This window comes from Weissella coleopterorum (genome assembly GCF_011304355.1).
GTDB lineage: Bacteria > Bacillota > Bacilli > Lactobacillales > Lactobacillaceae > Weissella > Weissella coleopterorum.
The window spans coordinates 521,192-539,832 of the sequence record NZ_CP049888.1; the positions used below are offsets into that span (position 1 = coordinate 521,192).

Here is an 18,641-nt window from a genome sequence, read left to right on the forward strand (position 1 = left end):
ATTTTACGCTCATTTATTTAAGTTGGCGAATAAACCATCATATTTTTTTAAATAATTTGTATTTTTAAACACGTTTGTATGGTTTGTCATTAAATTGCCGCCATTTGCTGATTTTACGATATCCTGATGGTTTTGTTGAACTTGTTGCTTATCGTTTTTTGGCAAGAATACATTAATTGGCGATTCATGGAAAATTGCTTTATCAAATATTTCTGGGAAATCTTGAAAGGCCTCCATTAATTATTTTTATTTGATTAAAAATTTTTTAAACGGTATAACGCGTATTTTTTTCTGTAATTTGTTGACTCATTGCTGCATTTTGAATCAATAATTCGGCTGGCTTGAATCATATGCGGATGAATGGAATGTTATCTACTTATTTGACATAGATGTATCAAAACGCCTATAGCCTTAGTGGTTACTACTCTTGATTTGTTAAAATTGTCCCTGCATTTTCGTTGAAAATTGCATTAAGCTCACTACTTGAAAATAGGCTAGTATCTTCAATTTTTTGAGCCAACTTATCAGTTGTAGCCGCTGGTGTATATGGAAAATCACTACCGTACAACAATTGATCCGGTTTGACAATTTGAAGTAGTGTTGGCAACTGATAAGGTAGCACCATACCAGCTAAATCAAAGTGAACATTCTTTTGCTGCATAACTTGCAATAAATCATCTGGTTGCGGATCCGTTGGAGCCGATAAGAATTTATTTCCTTCAGAAATACGTTGTGCAATGATTGGAAGTAAGGCGCCAGCATGAGGGATAATCCAACTAATTGCTGGGTAACGGGAAAAAATTTGGAATTGAGCAAGATTCACAACTGCTCGAGTAGTGTCAAAGAAAAATTCCATTAGCGGTGTTTTAATACCTTTTGCCGCATCAATATTTTGTTCTTGGGGCTCGGTAGGATGAATAAAAATGGTCGCTTTCTTTTCATTTAACAAGGCCATCACATCATCGAGCTTGGGATCCCCTAGGTATAATCCTTGTGTATTACTTGGGAAGGAGAATCCAAGTGCTGTATCTGCGAAACGTTCGATTGTTTTTAGACTTTCATCAATAAATGGTAATGGTAATGATGCACTGTAGGAAAACTTTTCTGGAAATGTCCTGCTAATTTTTTCGGCCTCTTCATTAATTGCTGAAATAATCGCAATGGTCTCAGCTTGATTTCCCAAACTAGGATGAGGACTAGAGAGTGATAAGACAGAGTGATCAATGTTGCTATCTTTCATGAACTGGAGATGCTCTTCTAGTGACCATTTTGGGGTGCGAACCCCGTCCGCTTTGCCATCGTAGTACTTATTTAAATAATCAACATATACCTCAGGTAAAAAGTGGGTGTGAAAATCAATTTTATTAGTCATTTGTCTGCCTCCGTTTGTTAATATGTATATATCATAGAATTAAAAACAAAGATTGGGGAGGTACAGAATTTTAAATTCTGTGTCAACTATGTATGAAAGAAATTTCAAATAGTAAGAAACAGTTATTAAAGGCACTTGCTTATTTTTTAAACGACAAACCGATTGAAGAAATTAAAGTATCTGAATTAATAAATAAAGCCTATATAAGTCGGTCAACATTTTATCGCTCCTTTGAGACCAAAGAAGAATTCTTTGAGTGGGTCCTAGAATACTACATGGAGGGATTGTCTGGGGCGTCTTTGAATAATGCGGATAATCCGATAAGTTTCTATACTCATTATTTTGATTACATATCTGAAAATGCGGTATATTTTAGAGCATTTAATAATAGCTCAATGTGGCCACAGTTCATCTCAGCGCTAAATCAAAATGGAGTCCACATTTATCAAGTGTTCATCTCTCAAATGACAGATAATAAAAATCTGAGTTATCTAGTCAGCAACTACGTGATTAGTGCTCATATTGGGGTGGTTACGTCGTGGCTTAATAATGACCTGTTAGTTTCACCCACAAATATAGCATCTATTGTGACTGAAATGACTACGTCTGCACTGAAGAGTCAGGGATTCTCATTGGGGGAACTTTTCAATTCAAATACATAAAAAACACCCATCAAATTCAATGGGTTTCTTAAAAAAGTATCCTAATGTATTGATTGCGATAACTTGTTGGGTCCACCCGCATGATCCGTTGATCGTTCTAAGATTTAAAACTGGATTAATGTAGTTGGACACTCTTTATCTTAGTTCCAATGCTAAAGATTACGTGCTTTTAGGTAATTGTTCGGTTAAATGTTAATTTTATAATTTATTTTCCATCTAATTTGACTTATTATTCGCGTTATAATGGAACTCTGAATGTGATATTGATGTTAATTGGGTATATCATAAAAATTTAAGCCGATGAAAGAAAATTATCAAAGGGTTGAATTAATTAAAGAGGTGAGTGATTAATGACAGCATTAACAGAAATTTTAGGAACTAAATATCCTTTAGTTCAAGGGTCCATGGCACGAATCTCCAATCACGTTTTGGTGATTGCAGTCTCTAAAGCAGGCGGATTAGGTGTTTTAACATCGGTTGGTCTAGATCAAACGGGACTACGTACGGAAATCAAAAAAGTAAAAGCGGCAACGGATCAGCCTTTTGCGGTCAACTTAATGTTAATGATGGATAATATTGCTGATTTAGTCGAGGTTATTATTGAGGAAGAGGTCCCAATTGTAATGACCGGCGCTGGAACCCCGAAACCTTATATGCCCATGCTACTGGCGGCCGGTGTGAAGGTGATTCCCGTCATTCCATCAGTGAAATTAGCTCAAAAAATGGAAGCGTTGGGGGCGGTGGTCGTTGTGGCTGAGGGAATGGAGTCCGGAGGTCATATTGGTGCGACCACTACGATGGCGTTGGTGCCACAAGTGGTTTCAGCTGTTCATATTCCTGTGATTGCGGCTGGCGGAATTGGTGACGGTCGGGGAGTGGCGGCAGCCTTGGCCTTGGGTGCTCAAGGGGGACAGATCGGAACCCTATTCTTAACGGCTGATGAAACACCGATTGCTGACGCCTATAAAGCGGCTATTATTGACGCAAATGATACAGCGACGACAGTCACTGGACGTCAGGCAGGGGCGCCGGTTCGCGCATTAAAAAATACCATGACGAATAAGTATCTAGAATTAGAAGCGCAGGGGGCAACATGGGCGGAATTAGAGACGGTGGTTCTACATTCTTTAGCCAAAGCTGCTTTTGAGGGAGATTTGGAAAATGGTTCGATTATGGCTGGTGAAATTGTTGGGTTAATTCAGACTCGACGACCCGTTCAAAAGATTATTGAAGATTTATTTCATGAGACTGAAATGGTGATTAAGCATTTAAATAATTTTAAATTAAATTTTTGAAGTTATGATTTTATCTGCGAGTAAATTGTTAAATAAAATTGATAATCTATGATTTTTGATCAAAAAAAGATGTTAAAATCTAAGTTAGATTGGGAGTAATAATAAAATGAATAAAATATTAAAAGAACAATTTTTTGTTGATGATCTTTCAGCTGATCAAAAAGCTGTCATTCAAGATATTAATGATTATATCCAAAAAGGAGTTGATGGAGATCAGCATGCGGTAGCTATTATTCAGGGTGCAGCTGGAACGGGGAAGTCTGTTGTATTAATGGAATTAGTCCGAAAGTATATGACGGATCAGCAATTTAAGACGGCCTTAGTGGTGAATCATCCCGAGTTGTACAAAGCTTATCAAGACTTAGGAGAATCAATTCCGAATTTAAATGTAAAATCAATTCGACGACCAACAGCGTTAATTAATGATGCACAAAAGAATCATAAAAAATATGATATTATTTTTGTAGATGAAGCACATTTATTATATTCTAAATCCGAACCTTATGCGCATTATCGGGGTGAAAATCAATTAACTGATTTGATGGAGTTAGCAAAAGTGGTGGTCGTAGTTTATGACTTTGCTCAAGTTTTTCAGTCAAAAATGTATTGGGATCAAGATTTATTATTTCAAACGATCGATCAACATCCATACAAAATGTTTGATATGAACTTTCAATATCGAATGGTTGCTAGTGATCAACAGGTTGCATGGATGGATGCCCTCACGGATCAAAAACCAATGAAGGCATTTCCGGATGATAGTGATTTCGAATTTAAGATGTTTGATACGGCGGGGGCGCTGTTTGAACAAATTAAAAAACGGAACCATGAAGTTGGGATGAGTCGAGTGGTAGCGACCTCTGGTTTTCCTCGAATTGATGGTCGACATAATGTTGAAATGGATACCTTCAGTTTGCCTTGGGACGAATGGGACCCACAACGGACACATTGGGCTAAGCGTGAAGGTTCAATTACGCAAGTGGGGACTATCTATACGTTACAAGGTTTTGATTTGAATTATGTGGGGATGATTATTGGTCCCTCGTTTGGATATGATCCCAAAACTGATACGATGACGATTATTCCAGAAAAATACTCACATAAAGAAATTTTTAAAAAACGTAAGGATCGTCAATTTAGTAAAGAGGAGTATCAAGCATTTATTGCCAATGTTTTAAATGTTTTAATGAAACGTGGTAAATATGGGCTCTATTTAACAGCGTATGACGATGCATTACGAGCACGCTTGATGGAAATTAATCAAGATGCATTAGGTGAATAAGAGATCTTTAATGATGGAGCGCTAGTGATAGGGCTCTTTTTTAATGAAAAAAACTGTAACGGTAAATTCGTTACAGTTTACGGGGAAATTTATGTTGAGTGGGTGAGTAATAACTTTTGGCAATCCTCGCAAAGTCCAATAAATTCTAAACTAGTTTGTTCAATTAAAAAGTTGCTATCTTCGTGGGCGAGCCGGGGGAAATTATACAGATCAATGTTGGTACCATCAACGATTTTACCGCAGTTGCGACATAGGACATGATAGTGGGGATGACCAAAATAATCATAATGTTTTTTACCATCCTGATTATTATCAATGACATAGACCAATTGACTATTAATTAAAATATCTAAAGTATTGTATACGGTTGTCAGATTCATTTGCAAACTTTTAGCAATGACATCCGCGCTGGGATGGATTCGGTTTTGGATCAGGTAGTCTAAAATGTTTCGTCTTTGGGTAGTTTTTTTGATTCCTTGTTTTTGTAAAATTTCTAAGGCGTGATTTAATTCACTCATGGGTAAAAATATTCCTCCGGGGTAAGTCTTAATTAGGGCTTTCAAAGTACTTGCCCCAAATTATTATCAAGCTGGAACTTATTAATAATAAGCTAAGTATACCATTGATTACGATTGGACGGAAAAGGAGTACGTCGATCAATGTTGCTCAAAAATTAATTAACTGGGTATTTGAAAAAAATAGAATTATATTAATGGTTGTTTGTGATGAATTCGACAAAGATAACGTTTTATTTTATAATCATTATAAACAAAGGATGGATTAATCACAAGAATGTGAAATGAGGTAATTAAAATGATAAGTGCGAACTTGGCTCAAGACGTTTGGAAGGATCCGGGACTGAATGTTTCTTTTGTAGTTTTGAATTTAAAAAGAATGAACTTGCAAGAGGATCAATCAGCAATGGCCACATTTTTTGATCGCTCACAAGCTATTATTCGATCGATGCGGATTAGAAATCCACAAGATAACCTTCAAGTTGCAATTGGTTTAAGTCAGACTGCGTGGAAGTATCTATTTCCCCATCATTCAGTACCGAAGGAACTAGAAAATTATCAAACGTTAACGGGACCGAAGTATAGCATGCCGGCCTCGGGCGGTGATTTGTTTTTACATATCCGTGCTGCGCAAGAAGCAGTCGTTTACGAAGTTTTGCGCCAAATGATGATTTTTCTACGTCCCATTACTTCGGTTTTAGATGAAACTAAAGGTTTTCGTTTTCTGGAAGGACGATCTATCATTGGCTTTATGGATGGAACCGAGGCACCAGCCCTAGAAGATGCGGCTGAATATGCACTCATTGGAGCAGAAGATCCTGACTACGAAAATGGCTCTTATGCTTTTGCGCAGAAGTGGCAACATAATATGGCTTTTTGGGAACAAATGAGTGTTGAAAAACAAGAACAGGCCGTTGGACGAAAAAAATTTGACGATTTGGAATTAGCTGATTATGCCAAAAGTCCTAATGCGCATAATGTAGCTTCGAAGTTAGAAGTAGATGGGATTGAACAAAAAATTATTCGTATGAATGTTCCATTTTCTAATCCGGCACTAGATTTCACAGGAACTTATTTTATTGGCTATGCCCGGCACTGGTTGGTGACTAAAGCAATGTTAGAACAGATGTTAGCACAATCTGATTTCTTGCTAACTTTTTCTGAAATATTGAGTGGACAACTTTTCTTTATTCCTTCAAGACCCACGCTAATTGCTATGGCAGATGGTGAATTTTTCTAAATGAGGTTTAATTATGGATGAAATACAGGTACGAAACCTGACAATCGCCTTTGAGCAACCAATCTTAAAGGATCTAAATTTTACGGCTTCTTCTGGTGATTGGATTACACTAGTTGGTAAGTCGGGAAGCGGTAAGAGTCTTTTTTTAAAAGCCTTAGCTCGTTTACACCTTTTAAACTCAGGGCGAATCAGCCTAAATGGAATAAATTATCAAGATTATGCAATCGGTGAATATCGGCTAAATGTTTCGTATGTTGTTCAAGCCGCCCAATTATTTGGGGAAACCGTTCGGGATAATTTAGACCTTCCATTTTTAGTACGTAAATTAGCTCCGGATATTCAAAAACAGTTGAATGGATTAACACAAATGGATTTATCAGCCATTGATTTGGATAGGCCGATTACCGAGTTATCTGGTGGTCAAAAACAGCGGATTGGTTTACTGAGAAATTTGTTGTTTCCACCGAAGGTTTTATTGTTAGATGAGATTTCTACGGGTTTAGATGAAGAGACCAAGGAACTCATTTGGTCCGTCTTAAAACAAATACACCATGATGAAAATAATATTATTTTATCAGTCACGCATGATCACGACGAGATCAAAGCAGCAGAACAAATTTACACGTTTGAATCTGGACAAATGAGGAAAATTAAATGAATGTAAATGTGGATAATAAATCATTACTATTGGCGTTTAGTTTAGTATTAATTTCTTTATTAATCAGTCACCAACAGAAATTAAGATTAGAACGTGAAACATTAATTGCTGTTTTTCGAGCGGTCCTTCAATTGATTCTTGTTGGTTATTTGTTAGCCACGATTTTTAAAGTTAATAATTTGGTCCTAACTTTGGCGATGCAGTTGTTAATTGTCTTCAATGCGGCCTGGAATGGTAAAAAACGTGGAGGTGGTATTCGATATGCTTTTTGGATTGCATGGGGCGGGTTGATGCTATCGACTTTTTTGACAATGGGGATTCTATTATTGACTGGAGTTATTAAACCACAACCATTTCAATTAATCCCAGTTACCGGGATGATTGCTGGAAATTCGATGACTGCAGTAGGGTTAGTTTATCGAAGTTTACAGCAACAATTTTTAGATCAACAGGGTCAGGTTTTTGAACGATTAGCGTTAGGAGCTAATCCGAAATTAGCTTCAGGTGATATCTTTAGGACGGCGATCCAAACGGGGATGCAACCGACGATTGATTCTGTTAAAACGTATGGGATTGTCTCGTTACCGGGGATGATGTCGGGATTAATTATGGCCGGTATTTCGCCAATTAACGCGATTAAATACCAAATTATGGTGGTGTTCATGTTGTTAGCGGCAACTGGTATTGCGTCAGCTTGGTCGGCATTTCTCGCTTATCGACAATTCTACAATTCAGAGTGGCAATTAATTTTGCCTAAAAAAGAAACTCGATAGCGCGGAGTTATGTATATATACTTTGCCATCCTTAGAGTGGACGATCTATCAAGATCGTCTTTTTTTAATTCTATTTTTTAAGCCTTCCAGTGATGCTGAATTCAAAATATTAGCTATTTAAATTTGTAATTACTTTGACACAGATAGTAGTGCGTGATATAGTAGTTGGTATAGTGAGGTAATGTAAATGGAGAATGAATTATCAAAAGATTTAATCCGCGGACATACTGATGCCATCGTTTTAAATCGCTTGAAACAAGGTGATTCCTATGGCTATCGAATCGCACATGATATTGCTGACCTAACTAATCAAGAATATATTTTAAATGAAGCTACCCTTTACTCGGTTTTTCGGCGATTGGGTAAAGCAGGATTAGTTGATAGTTATTATGGTGATGAGACTAAAGGGGCACGACGGAAGTATTATGCTTTAACCACTGCGGGTGAACAACGGTTAGAAGCTGAGAAAACGGCCTGGAAGTTTGCTAAAAAAACAATTGATGAATTGATGGGAGAAAGCCTATGAATCAGGATTTAGAAAATCGTATAAATGAAATATTCATCGGTTATGAAATGACATTACCGTTAATTGAGTTTAAACAAGAAGTGTTAGCTGATGCCAACGAGGCTTTAGAAGATTATCGGATTGCACATCCCCAAATTGACGAAGTCAAAGCAATTGATCATGTTATGCGAGATTTAGGTGATTTAACGCCCATCGTTGAGATGATTAATGGTGAGCAAAATAATAACCTGCCGGTGTTACAGCAACAGACCATTGAAAATGAATATGATGTAATTAATGTTAATGTCTTTGCTGGTCAAGTTTTCATTGTCGCAGGTCAAGGATCTAAACCGAAAGTGGAACAAGTTTTTAATCATGAACATCCTGAATTAGCAGTTCAGATTGATGATCGTATGAGAAGTTATAATATCACGACCCCTCGTTTGTCAGGGTGGAGCTTATTAAACATTTTTACAGAAACCACCCGTAGCCGCTTTAAAAATGTGATTAAAATTGAACTCCCAGCTAATTATCGGGGAGATCTGAATTTGAAATTAAATGCAGGTGAAGTGTTTATTACTGATTTGAAATTAGCACAACACTTGAATTTAACCGTGTCTGCGGGCGTTTTGCATGTTAACCGAGTACAGAGTCAATTACTCCAGTTAGATCTTCGGGCTGGGAAGGCCAGTTTAAAAGATGTTAAAGTTGCAAGTTCATTGCAAGGATCAGTCTCTGCTGGAGAGCTGACGATGCATCAGGTTCAAGCTTATTTTAATATGAATGTTGCAGCAGGTAATGTGAATGGATTTGATTTGATTGGTAGTGGTGATTTTGATGTCAATGCAGGTAATTTAGGACTGAGTTGGGATCGAATTCTAGGTGATCTTGATTTTAGCACAGCTCTTGGTAATATTAACGTTCGATTTAAGCCAGAAATTAGTTACTATCTTAATGGACATACTACGATGGGATCAATTCGTGTTTTGCGCGAACATCAGGTGCAAGCGGATTCAACCAACTTGAATGCCCAAGTTGGATCTAATCCGACATTTCGAGTGCAAGCACAGACTTCGTTTGGAAATATTATAATTAAATAAAAAAAGGAGTGTTAGTTATGAAGCAAAAAATATATCGTTCAAAGCAAGATAAAGTCTTAGCCGGTTTGTTGGGTGGTTTAGCCGAGTATTTCGGTTGGAATTCACAAATTTTGCGAATCATCTATCTATTATTGGTTATCTTTACCGGCTTTTTCCCATTTGGGATTTTGTACCTACTATTGTTATTAGTAATTCCTGAGTCGCCTTATCAAAATTAATAAAAATAAAAAGTTTAACCAACACTATTTATGGCTGGTTAAACTTTTTTATTTGGGCTTAAATTTAAATTAAACGAATTACGTTTAAAGATGGTATTCACCACTTTTAAATGTAATTGATGAGACCGGGTGTTTTGATTTAAATTGAGGATTAAACGTGGGGTTTAGGGCTAATTGTTGATAATTTAATTGTAATTTTTGAGTGAGTGTTAGGGGCATCATGGTTTGTTGGTAGCGGTCTAGAAAAGCAATGATGAGAATTAGTAATGCTTGTTGTTTTGATTGCGTAATATTTATTTCAAGTTGTTGATGTTGATTGAGCGAACTATGCAATAAGACCTGTCTTCCTTTAAAAATGTAATATGCCCTCTGTTTTGGGTGGGCGAAGACGACCCAATTAAGGCGTTTTATGTAGATCACCTCATGCATCGGTAATGCCAGACCGAAAGAGCCTAACTGACGCTCTCCAGATTGAATCTTAAAACGCGGGATTATTCCTGTGTTAAGTTGCTTTATTTCAGCTAAAAACATATTCTTAGCATCATGAATTTGAAGTTGATAGTAATATTGACTTAACTGACCACGTAAAAAGTAAATTGTATGGCCATTCTGATCGGTCACCCAACTAGAACCATATTGTTTGGTTGCTTGTGTTTGATGTAATATGAAATAACACATGTGGCATCCTCCTAACGATAGAAAGTGAGATAATAATGTCGAATTTAGATTCATTAAAGGGAACCGATTGGTGGGAACCATTAAATCAACAATTAGGACCTCAATATTGGAAAGAACTAACGAATTTTATTGAAATGGTTTATCAACATGAAAATGTATATCCGGCGCTAGATCAAATTTTTAAGGCATTTGAGTTGACACCATTGTCTAATACTAAAGTAGTCTTATTAGGACAAGATCCGTACCCCAATGCAAATCAAGCGATGGGACTGAGTTTTTCAGTACCTGAAAATCAGGCTTTACCGAAATCGTTAGTGAATGTATATAAAGAACTATCAAACGACTTGCAACAGGCTGCGCCTCAAAATGGAGATTTAACTTTTTGGGCCCAACAGGGTGTGTTACTTTTAAATACGATTTTAACAGTTCCTGCAGGGAAACGGAATGGGCATGCAAATTTAATTTGGGAGCCGTTAACTGATGCTGTCATTACGGTCATTAACCAACAACCTCAACCAGTGGTATACTTACTTTGGGGCAAGCCGGCCGGGCTAAAAAGTGCATTAATTAGTAATTCAAATCAATTGATTTTACAAGCACCACATCCAAGCCCACTAGCAGCCTACCGCGGTTTTTTTGGTAGTCGGCCTTTTTCAAAAATTAATCAGTATCTTGTTGAAAATAAGATTGCACCTATAAATTGGAATACACAAGTCGGTTAATTTAAAACTTGGTGCAAAGTTTCACTTGTAAAAAGGGCTATGTTTTTGCGATAATAGAAGTGTAAGCGTGCTCATCAATTTTAATCATTTTTAAAGATAAAAGGAGTCAATCATGGAACTGTTTGAACAATTAGCGACAAAGGTACGTGATCAAAAACAAATCCTAGTTTTCCCTGAAGGGGAAGATATTCGAATTCAAGGAGCGGCCATACGGCTGTTAGCTGATCATTTAGTTCAGCCCATTTTGTTAGGAAATCGGAAAGAAATTGAATCGGTTGCTGAAGCTGAGGGTAATGATCTCACGGGAATTGAAATTATGGATCCAATTGAATACCCTAAAGCTGATCATGAAAAGATGGTTAATGCCTTAGTAGAACGTCGGAATGGTAAGACGGATGCGGCGACAGCGACAAAATGGTTAAAGGATGTTAATTATTTTGGGACAATGTTGGTTTACCTGCATAAGGCTGATGGAATGGTTTCAGGAGCGACACATCCGACGGGAGATACTGTCCGGCCGGCCTTGCAGATTATTAAAACAATTCCTGGATCAAAAAGAATCTCTGGATCATTTGTTATGCAACGTGGAGACGAACGATATATTTTTGCTGATGCCGCAATTAATATTGATTTAGATGCACAAACGATGGCAGAAATTGCGATTCAGTCTGCTCGAACAGCACAAGTCTTCGGAATTGATCCGAAGGTTGCTATGCTTTCGTTTTCTACTAAAGGTTCAGCAGCAGCACCGCAAGTAAATAAGGTGGTAGAAGCGACTGAAATTGCACAAGCTATGGATCCTCAGCTTGCACTGGATGGTGAACTTCAATTTGACGCGGCCTTTGTCGAAAGTGTCGCGGCTTCAAAAGCCCCCGACTCAAAGGTGGCAGGGCACGCCAATGTTTTCGTGTTCCCTGATTTGCAATCAGGGAATATTGGCTACAAAATTGCCCAGCGTTTGGGTGGTTTTGAAGCAGTAGGACCAATCTTACAAGGTTTAGCGGCACCAGTTTCTGATTTGTCACGTGGTGCAAACGAAGAAGATGTGTATAAGACTGCGATTATTACTGCGGCCCAAGTCGTTGAAAATCGTGTAAATTAAAATTAATTTAGATATTCATTTTATAGCCCAAAAGAGATTTTCCTCTTGGGCTTTTTTAATAATTAAATGTGCAACGATTTTAATTTAGTGTCTGTTCATGATGTTAGATGAACGGGTTAATTCAGGCTTTAGATTTGGTAGTGTTTTATGATGAGAGAGACCAATATCGGGAAAAATGATATAATTTTAAATATGAAAAGAATTGTAAAAACGGTTGAAGAAACCCAAGCATTGGCTGGACATCTAGCTCAACAAATTACAGCAGGGACTATTATTTTATTGAAGGGTGATTTAGGAGCCGGTAAAACGACTTTTACACAAGGCTTTGCTCGTGCATTAGGCATTCAAAGACCACTAAAAAGTCCGACTTTTACCTTAGTACGTGAATATGAAACTGTAAATTTCCCACTATATCATTTTGATGTATATCGTTTAGGAGAAGAAGGTGGAGCCGACGAACTAGGATTGGATGAGTATTTTCGACCTGATAGCGTAGTTCTGATCGAATGGGCAGAGTTTATTCAAGATTTGTTACCATCTGCTGTTATTCAAGTTGAATTAAAACGATTAGACGATGATCTCAGTGGCGATTTACGGATGATCGAAATTAGTAGTTTTGATCCTACATTAGCGGATATGATTAAGAATATGGAAGATTAACATGGAATTATATATTCGTGGAGCGGAGCCAAGTGATGCCCCCGCAATTATCAAATTACTGAGACAATTACAGGCGGAATCAACGACTTTTGAGGTTGTTGAAAATTTAGATACGCTTATACCGGAACAATTATCCATGAGTTTAGCAGAAATTCAAATCTCAACGGATGCTTTGATTTTGGTAGTTGTAAATGAGCAGAATGATTTTTATGGCATTTTAACAGCATTACCGAATTCAACAGCTTTACATCAAACCGAAATTGGAGTGGCAATTTTACAGAAAATTCAAGGAATGGGGTTAGGCCAAGCTCTAATGGAAAATTTATTGGATTGGTTTGTTGAGTATAGTTCAAGTCAGCAGCTCTTTTTGACCGTTCAAATTCAAAATAAACGAGCTCGACATCTATATGAAAAAATGAATTTTAAATATATTGAAAGATCAAACCAAAAAACGATGCACGCTCAAGGGGTGCTCGTTGAAACTATTGATATGATTTTAGAGGAAAAAGATTTATGAATTTTATTGCAATGGATTTTGAGACAGCAAACGCCAAACGATATAGTGCCGTTTCAATTGCGGTTGTGGTTGTGCGAGAAAGTCAGATCGTTGACGAATTTTATTCGTTATTGAATCCACCGACGGATTTTAGCCAACAAAATATTAGGATTCATGGGATTCAACCTCGTGACGTTGCAGATGCACCTAGTTTCCCATTAGTTTGGCAAAAAATTCAACAATTTTATACCAGCGAACAGTTAGTGGTAGCTCACAATGCGGCATTTGATAATAGTGTTTTGAAAGCTAGTTTAGAATATTATCACTTACCAGCACCTCACTATTTATCCTTAGACACAGTCAAAACTTCGCGTCGGTTTTACCCTCAATTGATCAATCACAAACTAAATACCGTGGCGGAGGCATTAGATATTCCATTAAATCATCATCATCACGCCCTAGATGACACCATGGCTGCAGCTCAAATTTTATTAACCCAAGCTCAAGAATTTGGGGTTGATCCGCTCAAGAACTTAGTAAAAGTAATTTAGGAGGACAGACAATGACCATTAATTTGCAAGCAAAATTCCCTGGATTTGATATCAAAAGTCATGAAAAATTGGCACCATATACTAATACTCAAGTAGGGGGACCAGCCGAATGGGTATTCTGGCCCCACCGCGTACAAGAATTGATTGACGTCTTAGCCTTAGTGCGACAAGAGAAAATGCCGGTGACAGTTCTAGGGAATGCGTCTAATTTAGTGATTGGCGATGCGGGATTAGAGGGACTAGTGATCTTCTTGAGCCATCTTAACCAAATCACAATCAATCGTGATGATCAGACGCTTAAAGCCGGTGCAGGAGTACCTTTAATTGATGTAACCCAAGCGGCTTTACAAGATAGCCTTTCAGGCATTGAATGGGCGGCGGGAATTCCTGGATCCGTCGGAGGTGCCGTCTATATGAATGCTGGCGCTTATGGTGGCGAGTCGGCCGATTGGATTAGTTCAATTACTGTGTTGACACCTACCAACGAAATCAAAACTTATCAGAATGTTGAACTGGACTTTGGTTATCGACACAGTTTGGTTCAAACGACAGGGGATGTGATTTTAGATGCAACGTTTAAGCTGGTACCTGGTGAATTTAAAGCGATTGAAATGTTAATGGAAGATTTTAATACACGTCGTGCCTTACGCCAGCCGTTAGAATATCCTTCATGTGGATCGACTTTTAAACGTCCAGAGGGATACTATGCAGGTCGTTTAATTATGGACGCAGGTCTACAGGGCTTCACCATTGGGGGAGCACAAGTTTCCACTAAACATGCCGGCTTTATCGTAAATGTCAATCATGCAACTGCGGCAGATTATATTGCAGTTATTCGGCAAGTTCAAGCAGTGGTGGCTCAAAAATTTGATGTACAATTGGAAACGGAAGTGCGCATTTTCAGCTAAGCGAAAAGGCCTCCGAATCATGCTAGAAAGGGGTTGCCATGGAATTAATTGAAACAGGAGTGGCTTTGTTGGGAATTGTGTTAATAGGTAACTTAATTTCACATTTGTTGCCTAAATTACCAGTTAGTTTAATTGAAATCTTGTTAGGATTAATTGTAGCGGTTTTTTTCAAGGTTCAAATTACATTAGATACCAGTTGGTTCTTATTATTATTTATTGCACCTTTACTCTACTCAGATGCTTGGCGTTTTCCGAAAAGAGAATTGTGGGCCTTGCGTGGACCCATTTTTGGAAATGCAATTATCTTAGTTCTTTTAACAACGGTCTTAGGTGGTTTTCTAATTTATACATTTGTTCCTGAATTATCACTAAGCGTTTCATTTGCATTGGCTGCTATTTTATCACCAACGGATCCAGTTGCAGTACAGGCGATTGCAAAAAGTGTGAAATTACCAAGTAAATTATTACATTTAGTTTCTGGCGAAAGTTTAATTAATGATGCTAGTGGACTAGTTGCCTTTAAATTTGCCTTAGCGGCGGCGGTCACTGGTACTTTTTCATTGTGGCAGGCGACAAATGAGTTTTTATATACAGCCTTAGTGGGAGCTCTAATTGGCGCTATTATTATCTCAATCATTAATTTTATTCTTGATTATATTGGTAGCCGAGGCATTCATGACGTCGTATTTGTCGTCGTTTTGCAACTTTTTAGTCCGTTTGTCATTTATTTGGTGGCAGAACATTTTCATACTTCAGGGGTAATTGCCGTGGTAGTTGGGGCGATTATTTCGAATCTACATACTAAAAATAATGTTAATTATACTGGTGAACTGCATGTGGTCGGATTGCAAACTTGGGATGTTTTAGGATATTTATTCAATGGTGCGATTTTCGTACTATTAGGAATTGAATTGCCTGTGGCCATGGAAAATTTTGCGGCGAATACAGGAAAGTTAGCCCTACCCATGGTGTTTTTGTATGCCATCTTAACGTGGCTGATTATTTTTTTAATTCGCGTTTTTTGGACTTATGGTAATCAGTTTTGGCGTTTTTATCGGCATAAGCAGGAATGTCCCACATGGAAAATGGCAATTATATCCGGACTCAGTGGGGTTCGTGGTGCCGTGACCATGGCTGGAGTTTTGTCGGTGCCCTTGGTGTTATCAGACGGACAGACACCTTTTCCAGCGCGGGGGTTAATGTTATTTATCTCCGCAACAGTAATTATTATTTCATTATTAGCAGCTGTGACTTTACTACCAATTGTTTCAAAGCATGGAACAAAGCCGACTAAGAAAACAAGCCAAGTTGCTCAGCATATGTCTGAGCCAAGAGCCCATGTATATATCTTACAATCTGCGATGCGAATTATTGAACAACAGTATCGAGAAGAAAATGCGGCTTTGATTTATGAAATCGTACTTGAATATCAACATCAGATTCGCCAATTGCAGTTGGAAAATATGAATAGTGAAGCCTTAAATCCGATTTTAGAAGCAGAAGTTCGGTTAAGAAAAATTGCTTTAGAAGCAGAATTAACCCCATTGAAACAGTTGCTGAATACACAAAAAATTTCTGAATTTGTTTATAATAATGAAATTCAACGAATTGAAAGACTAGAGAATAATTTAAATTATATTGTGCAAAAACCTGGTCAAGTTCAATTATGGCGACGTACGAAATATTTAACGCGGATGGCCTGGCGATCCGTTAAAATCTGGTGGACAGATGAAGATAATCAACAGATTCGAGATGAATCAGCCTTAGCGCAATTTGCGAGTGGAGAAGCAGCAATTAAAGCCTTGGAGTATGAATTGGAGTGTATGGATAAGAAGCGAATGAAACGCGAATATCCAACAACGCACAATTTGATTATTTCATATCAAAATCGAATCAATCAGAGTCGACAAACAGCTGAACAATTTGAAAAAAGTACGCATTTAATGCGCTTGGATCTCGAGTTGGTCGGCTTAAAGGCACAAAGAGAGGCCATCCAACACCTCTTTGCAGCTCATTTTATTTCTTTTGAGACAAATGTTAAATTAAGACAAGGCGTGAACTATTCTGAAGCCGCATTACTTACTAATGAAACAAGATAGGGGGAAGTTTGAATGGATTGGATGGCAGCTTTAACTAGTATTAATTTTGTTCGGGTAGTCGATATTATTCTAGTATGGTTTATTATTTATCAATTGATGCGTTTAATGCAAGGGACAAAGGCTATTACCTTAATTCGGGGTGTGGCAATTGTGATTATTGTTAAATTAGTTGCCGTGTATATTGGTCTAACAGTGATCTCATGGTTAACTGACCAATTAATTAATTGGGGAGTGATTATGTTGGTGATCGTATTTCAACCCGAAATTCGGCGAGGCTTGGAACATTTAGGACGATCACAAATTTTCAAAAAACAAAATCATCAAGTTGGTGAAAAATTAGTAGAACAGCTGGATGAAGCGGTGCAATATATGTCCAAGCGTAAAATTGGGGCATTAATTACCATTGAGATGGAAACGGGGCTTGAAGAGTATATTGAAACAGGAATTAAAATTGATGCCGCGGTGTCCAGTGCGTTATTAATTAATACTTTTATTCCTAATACGCCACTCCATGATGGAGCAGTCATCATTAAAGATGAACGTCTAGCGGTAGCTGCGGCCTATTTGCCACTATCAGATAATACGACGATTCCTAAATCACTAGGAACACGGCATCGTGCAGGAGTTGGAATTTCAGAAGTAACGGATGCATTGACTATTATTGTCTCAGAAGAGACGGGTGGAATTACATTAACCCGTAATTCGGAATTGATGCAAGATTTAACCCAAGCGGATTTCGTTAAATACTTAACGGTGAATTTGGTCAATCAAGAAGGAAAAAATACTTGGACTGACCGGCTCTTTTTCATGAATTGGTTTAAGCGGGGGAGGATTAATATGTTTAAAATGAATGTTAGCAAAATCATATATTTAATTCTATCCCTCTTAATGGCAATTTTATTGGCAATTTATGTTGATGGGACAACACTTAGTCGTTCGTCAGCGGTGCAAAAACAGACTTCAACTGGCTTAATGGGATTAGGGTTACAAAAAACGGAAACCGTTACGATGCCTATTCAGACATCAGGGATTAGTACTGATAATTACTTGATTACGGGCTTGCCTGAGACGGTAGATGTCAAAATTACGGGGCCATCTGCTTTGGTAACAGCTGCCATGAACACTAAAAATTTTCAGGTCTATGCAGACTTAAAAGGTTTATCGGCCGGAAGTCATCAGATTTCATTAAAAGTAAGTGGATTAAATCACGAATTAACATATCGCTTGAATGAAAAGACTTTTAATATAAATATTGCTAAACGGGCGACAAAACGCTTTAAGGTTCAAACGATTTATAATAAGGAAGCTATTGCAGATGGGTATCAAGTGGGTGATGTAACTTCAAGTGTTACAACTGCTCAAATTGTTGGCTCACAGATGGCAGTGTCATCGGTTAACCGAGTGGTAGCCAATGTCCAACTTAATCGGAATACTAAAACGGATATTAATAAAAAAGTCGCTTTGCAGGCAATTGACGTCAATGGCAATATTGTAAATGTGACGATTAGTCCTGAAACGGCGGTGGTTAATATTCCAATTAAGGCGGGGACTGGAAATAAAGATGTACCCATTAAAATTGAAAGTAAGAATGGCGATGCTAGTCAATTTGATATTACTGCGGATATTAATTCACTTAAATTGTCGGGTGATGCTGAAAAGCTGGCGAAAATTTCTAATGTAACAGCCACAGTAGACTTAAGCAATGTAACACAAACTAGTCAACAAACGGTAGACCTTGTTATTCCTGATGGAATCACAGCAGATCATGAAACTGTTCAAATTACCATTGAACCCAAACAATAACA

Annotated in this window: 21 protein-coding genes and 2 pseudogenes; 19 read left to right on the forward strand and 4 right to left on the reverse strand. The window is 37.7% G+C overall.

What is annotated here, in order from left to right; all coding sequences use genetic code 11:
- Positions 1-9: 9 nt before the first annotated feature.
- The gene (locus G7084_RS08120) at positions 10-237 is read right to left on the reverse strand and encodes a hypothetical protein (RefSeq protein ID WP_206212049.1); all 228 of its coding nucleotides are present in this window, start codon (positions 235-237) and stop codon (positions 10-12) included.
- Between the two features lie 184 nt (positions 238-421).
- Positions 422-1,372, reverse strand: a complete 951-nt coding sequence (locus G7084_RS02735) for an amidohydrolase family protein (RefSeq protein WP_166009845.1) — start codon at positions 1,370-1,372, stop codon at positions 422-424.
- A gap of 92 nt (positions 1,373-1,464) precedes the next feature.
- Between G7084_RS02735 and G7084_RS02740 the strand changes: the two genes are divergently transcribed.
- From G7084_RS02740 to G7084_RS02750, 3 genes are all read left to right on the forward strand, one after another.
- Positions 1,465-2,034, forward strand: coding sequence for a TetR/AcrR family transcriptional regulator (locus tag G7084_RS02740; protein ID WP_166009846.1), 570 nt, complete (start codon positions 1,465-1,467; stop codon positions 2,032-2,034).
- A gap of 350 nt (positions 2,035-2,384) precedes the next feature.
- Positions 2,385-3,329, forward strand: coding sequence for a nitronate monooxygenase (locus G7084_RS02745; protein ID WP_166009848.1), 945 nt, complete (start codon positions 2,385-2,387; stop codon positions 3,327-3,329).
- Positions 3,330-3,435: 106 nt separating this feature from the next.
- Positions 3,436-4,611: a DUF2075 domain-containing protein gene (locus G7084_RS02750; protein WP_166009850.1), complete on the forward strand. Its 1,176-nt coding sequence runs from the start codon at positions 3,436-3,438 to the stop codon at positions 4,609-4,611.
- A gap of 89 nt (positions 4,612-4,700) precedes the next feature.
- Here the strand turns inward: G7084_RS02750 and G7084_RS02755 are convergent, their stop codons facing one another.
- Entirely contained in the window at positions 4,701-5,129 is a 429-nt protein-coding gene (locus tag G7084_RS02755) for a Fur family transcriptional regulator (RefSeq protein ID WP_166009853.1), read from the reverse strand.
- A 295-nt stretch (positions 5,130-5,424) separates the two neighbouring features.
- Between G7084_RS02755 and G7084_RS02760 the strand changes: the two genes are divergently transcribed.
- The 6 genes from G7084_RS02760 to G7084_RS02785 all read left to right on the forward strand — a co-directional run bounded on the left by G7084_RS02760 (position 5,425) and on the right by G7084_RS02785 (position 9,620).
- Positions 5,425-6,366, forward strand: coding sequence for a Dyp-type peroxidase (locus G7084_RS02760; RefSeq protein WP_166009855.1), 942 nt, complete (start codon positions 5,425-5,427; stop codon positions 6,364-6,366).
- A gap of 13 nt (positions 6,367-6,379) precedes the next feature.
- The gene (locus G7084_RS02765) at positions 6,380-7,024 is read left to right on the forward strand and encodes an ABC transporter ATP-binding protein (protein ID WP_166009857.1); all 645 of its coding nucleotides are present in this window, start codon (positions 6,380-6,382) and stop codon (positions 7,022-7,024) included.
- A complete protein-coding gene (locus G7084_RS02770) occupies positions 7,021-7,797 on the forward strand; it encodes an ABC transporter permease (protein WP_166009858.1) in 777 nt (258 codons plus the stop codon). The genes G7084_RS02765 and G7084_RS02770 overlap by 4 nt, the downstream gene beginning before the upstream one ends.
- Positions 7,798-7,984: 187 nt before the next feature.
- Entirely contained in the window at positions 7,985-8,323 is a 339-nt protein-coding gene (locus tag G7084_RS02775; protein ID WP_166009859.1) for a PadR family transcriptional regulator, read from the forward strand.
- Complete coding sequence (locus G7084_RS02780) at positions 8,320-9,402, forward strand: DUF4097 family beta strand repeat-containing protein (protein ID WP_166009860.1); 1,083 nt, start codon at positions 8,320-8,322, stop codon at positions 9,400-9,402. The genes G7084_RS02775 and G7084_RS02780 overlap by 4 nt, the downstream gene beginning before the upstream one ends.
- A gap of 17 nt (positions 9,403-9,419) precedes the next feature.
- The gene (locus G7084_RS02785) at positions 9,420-9,620 is read left to right on the forward strand and encodes a PspC domain-containing protein (RefSeq protein ID WP_166009862.1); all 201 of its coding nucleotides are present in this window, start codon (positions 9,420-9,422) and stop codon (positions 9,618-9,620) included.
- 84 nt (positions 9,621-9,704) lie between these two features.
- On the opposite strand, the gene G7084_RS02790 is transcribed toward G7084_RS02785, so the two are convergent.
- Entirely contained in the window at positions 9,705-10,298 is a 594-nt protein-coding gene (locus G7084_RS02790) for an LURP-one-related/scramblase family protein (RefSeq protein WP_166009865.1), read from the reverse strand.
- Positions 10,299-10,333: 35 nt separating this feature from the next.
- On the opposite strand from G7084_RS02790, the gene G7084_RS02795 reads away from it, so the two are divergent.
- From G7084_RS02795 to G7084_RS08385, 10 genes and pseudogenes are all read left to right on the forward strand, one after another.
- Positions 10,334-11,020: a uracil-DNA glycosylase gene (locus G7084_RS02795; RefSeq protein WP_166009866.1), complete on the forward strand. Its 687-nt coding sequence runs from the start codon at positions 10,334-10,336 to the stop codon at positions 11,018-11,020.
- A 112-nt stretch (positions 11,021-11,132) separates the two neighbouring features.
- The gene (gene pta / locus G7084_RS02800; RefSeq protein ID WP_166009868.1) at positions 11,133-12,122 is read left to right on the forward strand and encodes a phosphate acetyltransferase; all 990 of its coding nucleotides are present in this window, start codon (positions 11,133-11,135) and stop codon (positions 12,120-12,122) included.
- Between the two features lie 192 nt (positions 12,123-12,314).
- A complete protein-coding gene (tsaE, locus tag G7084_RS02805; RefSeq protein ID WP_166011673.1) occupies positions 12,315-12,782 on the forward strand; it encodes a tRNA (adenosine(37)-N6)-threonylcarbamoyltransferase complex ATPase subunit type 1 TsaE in 468 nt (155 codons plus the stop codon).
- A 1-nt stretch (position 12,783) separates the two neighbouring features.
- Positions 12,784-13,299 carry a GNAT family N-acetyltransferase gene (locus G7084_RS02810; protein WP_166009870.1) on the forward strand — a complete coding sequence of 172 codons (516 nt, stop codon included), beginning with the start codon at positions 12,784-12,786 and terminating at the stop codon, positions 13,297-13,299.
- The gene (locus G7084_RS02815) at positions 13,296-13,829 is read left to right on the forward strand and encodes a 3'-5' exonuclease (protein WP_166009872.1); all 534 of its coding nucleotides are present in this window, start codon (positions 13,296-13,298) and stop codon (positions 13,827-13,829) included. Before G7084_RS02810 ends, G7084_RS02815 begins: the two co-directional genes overlap by 4 nt.
- An 11-nt stretch (positions 13,830-13,840) precedes the next feature.
- Entirely contained in the window at positions 13,841-14,737 is an 897-nt protein-coding gene (gene murB, locus G7084_RS02820; protein ID WP_166009874.1) for a UDP-N-acetylmuramate dehydrogenase, read from the forward strand.
- 38 nt (positions 14,738-14,775) lie between these two features.
- Positions 14,776-16,836, forward strand: a complete 2,061-nt coding sequence (locus G7084_RS02825) for a Na+/H+ antiporter (protein WP_166009876.1) — start codon at positions 14,776-14,778, stop codon at positions 16,834-16,836.
- Between the two features lie 12 nt (positions 16,837-16,848).
- Positions 16,849-17,664, forward strand: a pseudogene (gene cdaA, locus G7084_RS02830) (diadenylate cyclase CdaA); the annotation flags it as partial.
- A gap of 192 nt (positions 17,665-17,856) precedes the next feature.
- Positions 17,857-18,357: pseudogene (locus G7084_RS08380) on the forward strand (CdaR family protein); the annotation flags it as partial.
- Complete coding sequence (locus tag G7084_RS08385; RefSeq protein ID WP_343032831.1) at positions 18,358-18,639, forward strand: CdaR family protein; 282 nt, start codon at positions 18,358-18,360, stop codon at positions 18,637-18,639.
- Positions 18,640-18,641 lie beyond the last annotated feature (2 nt).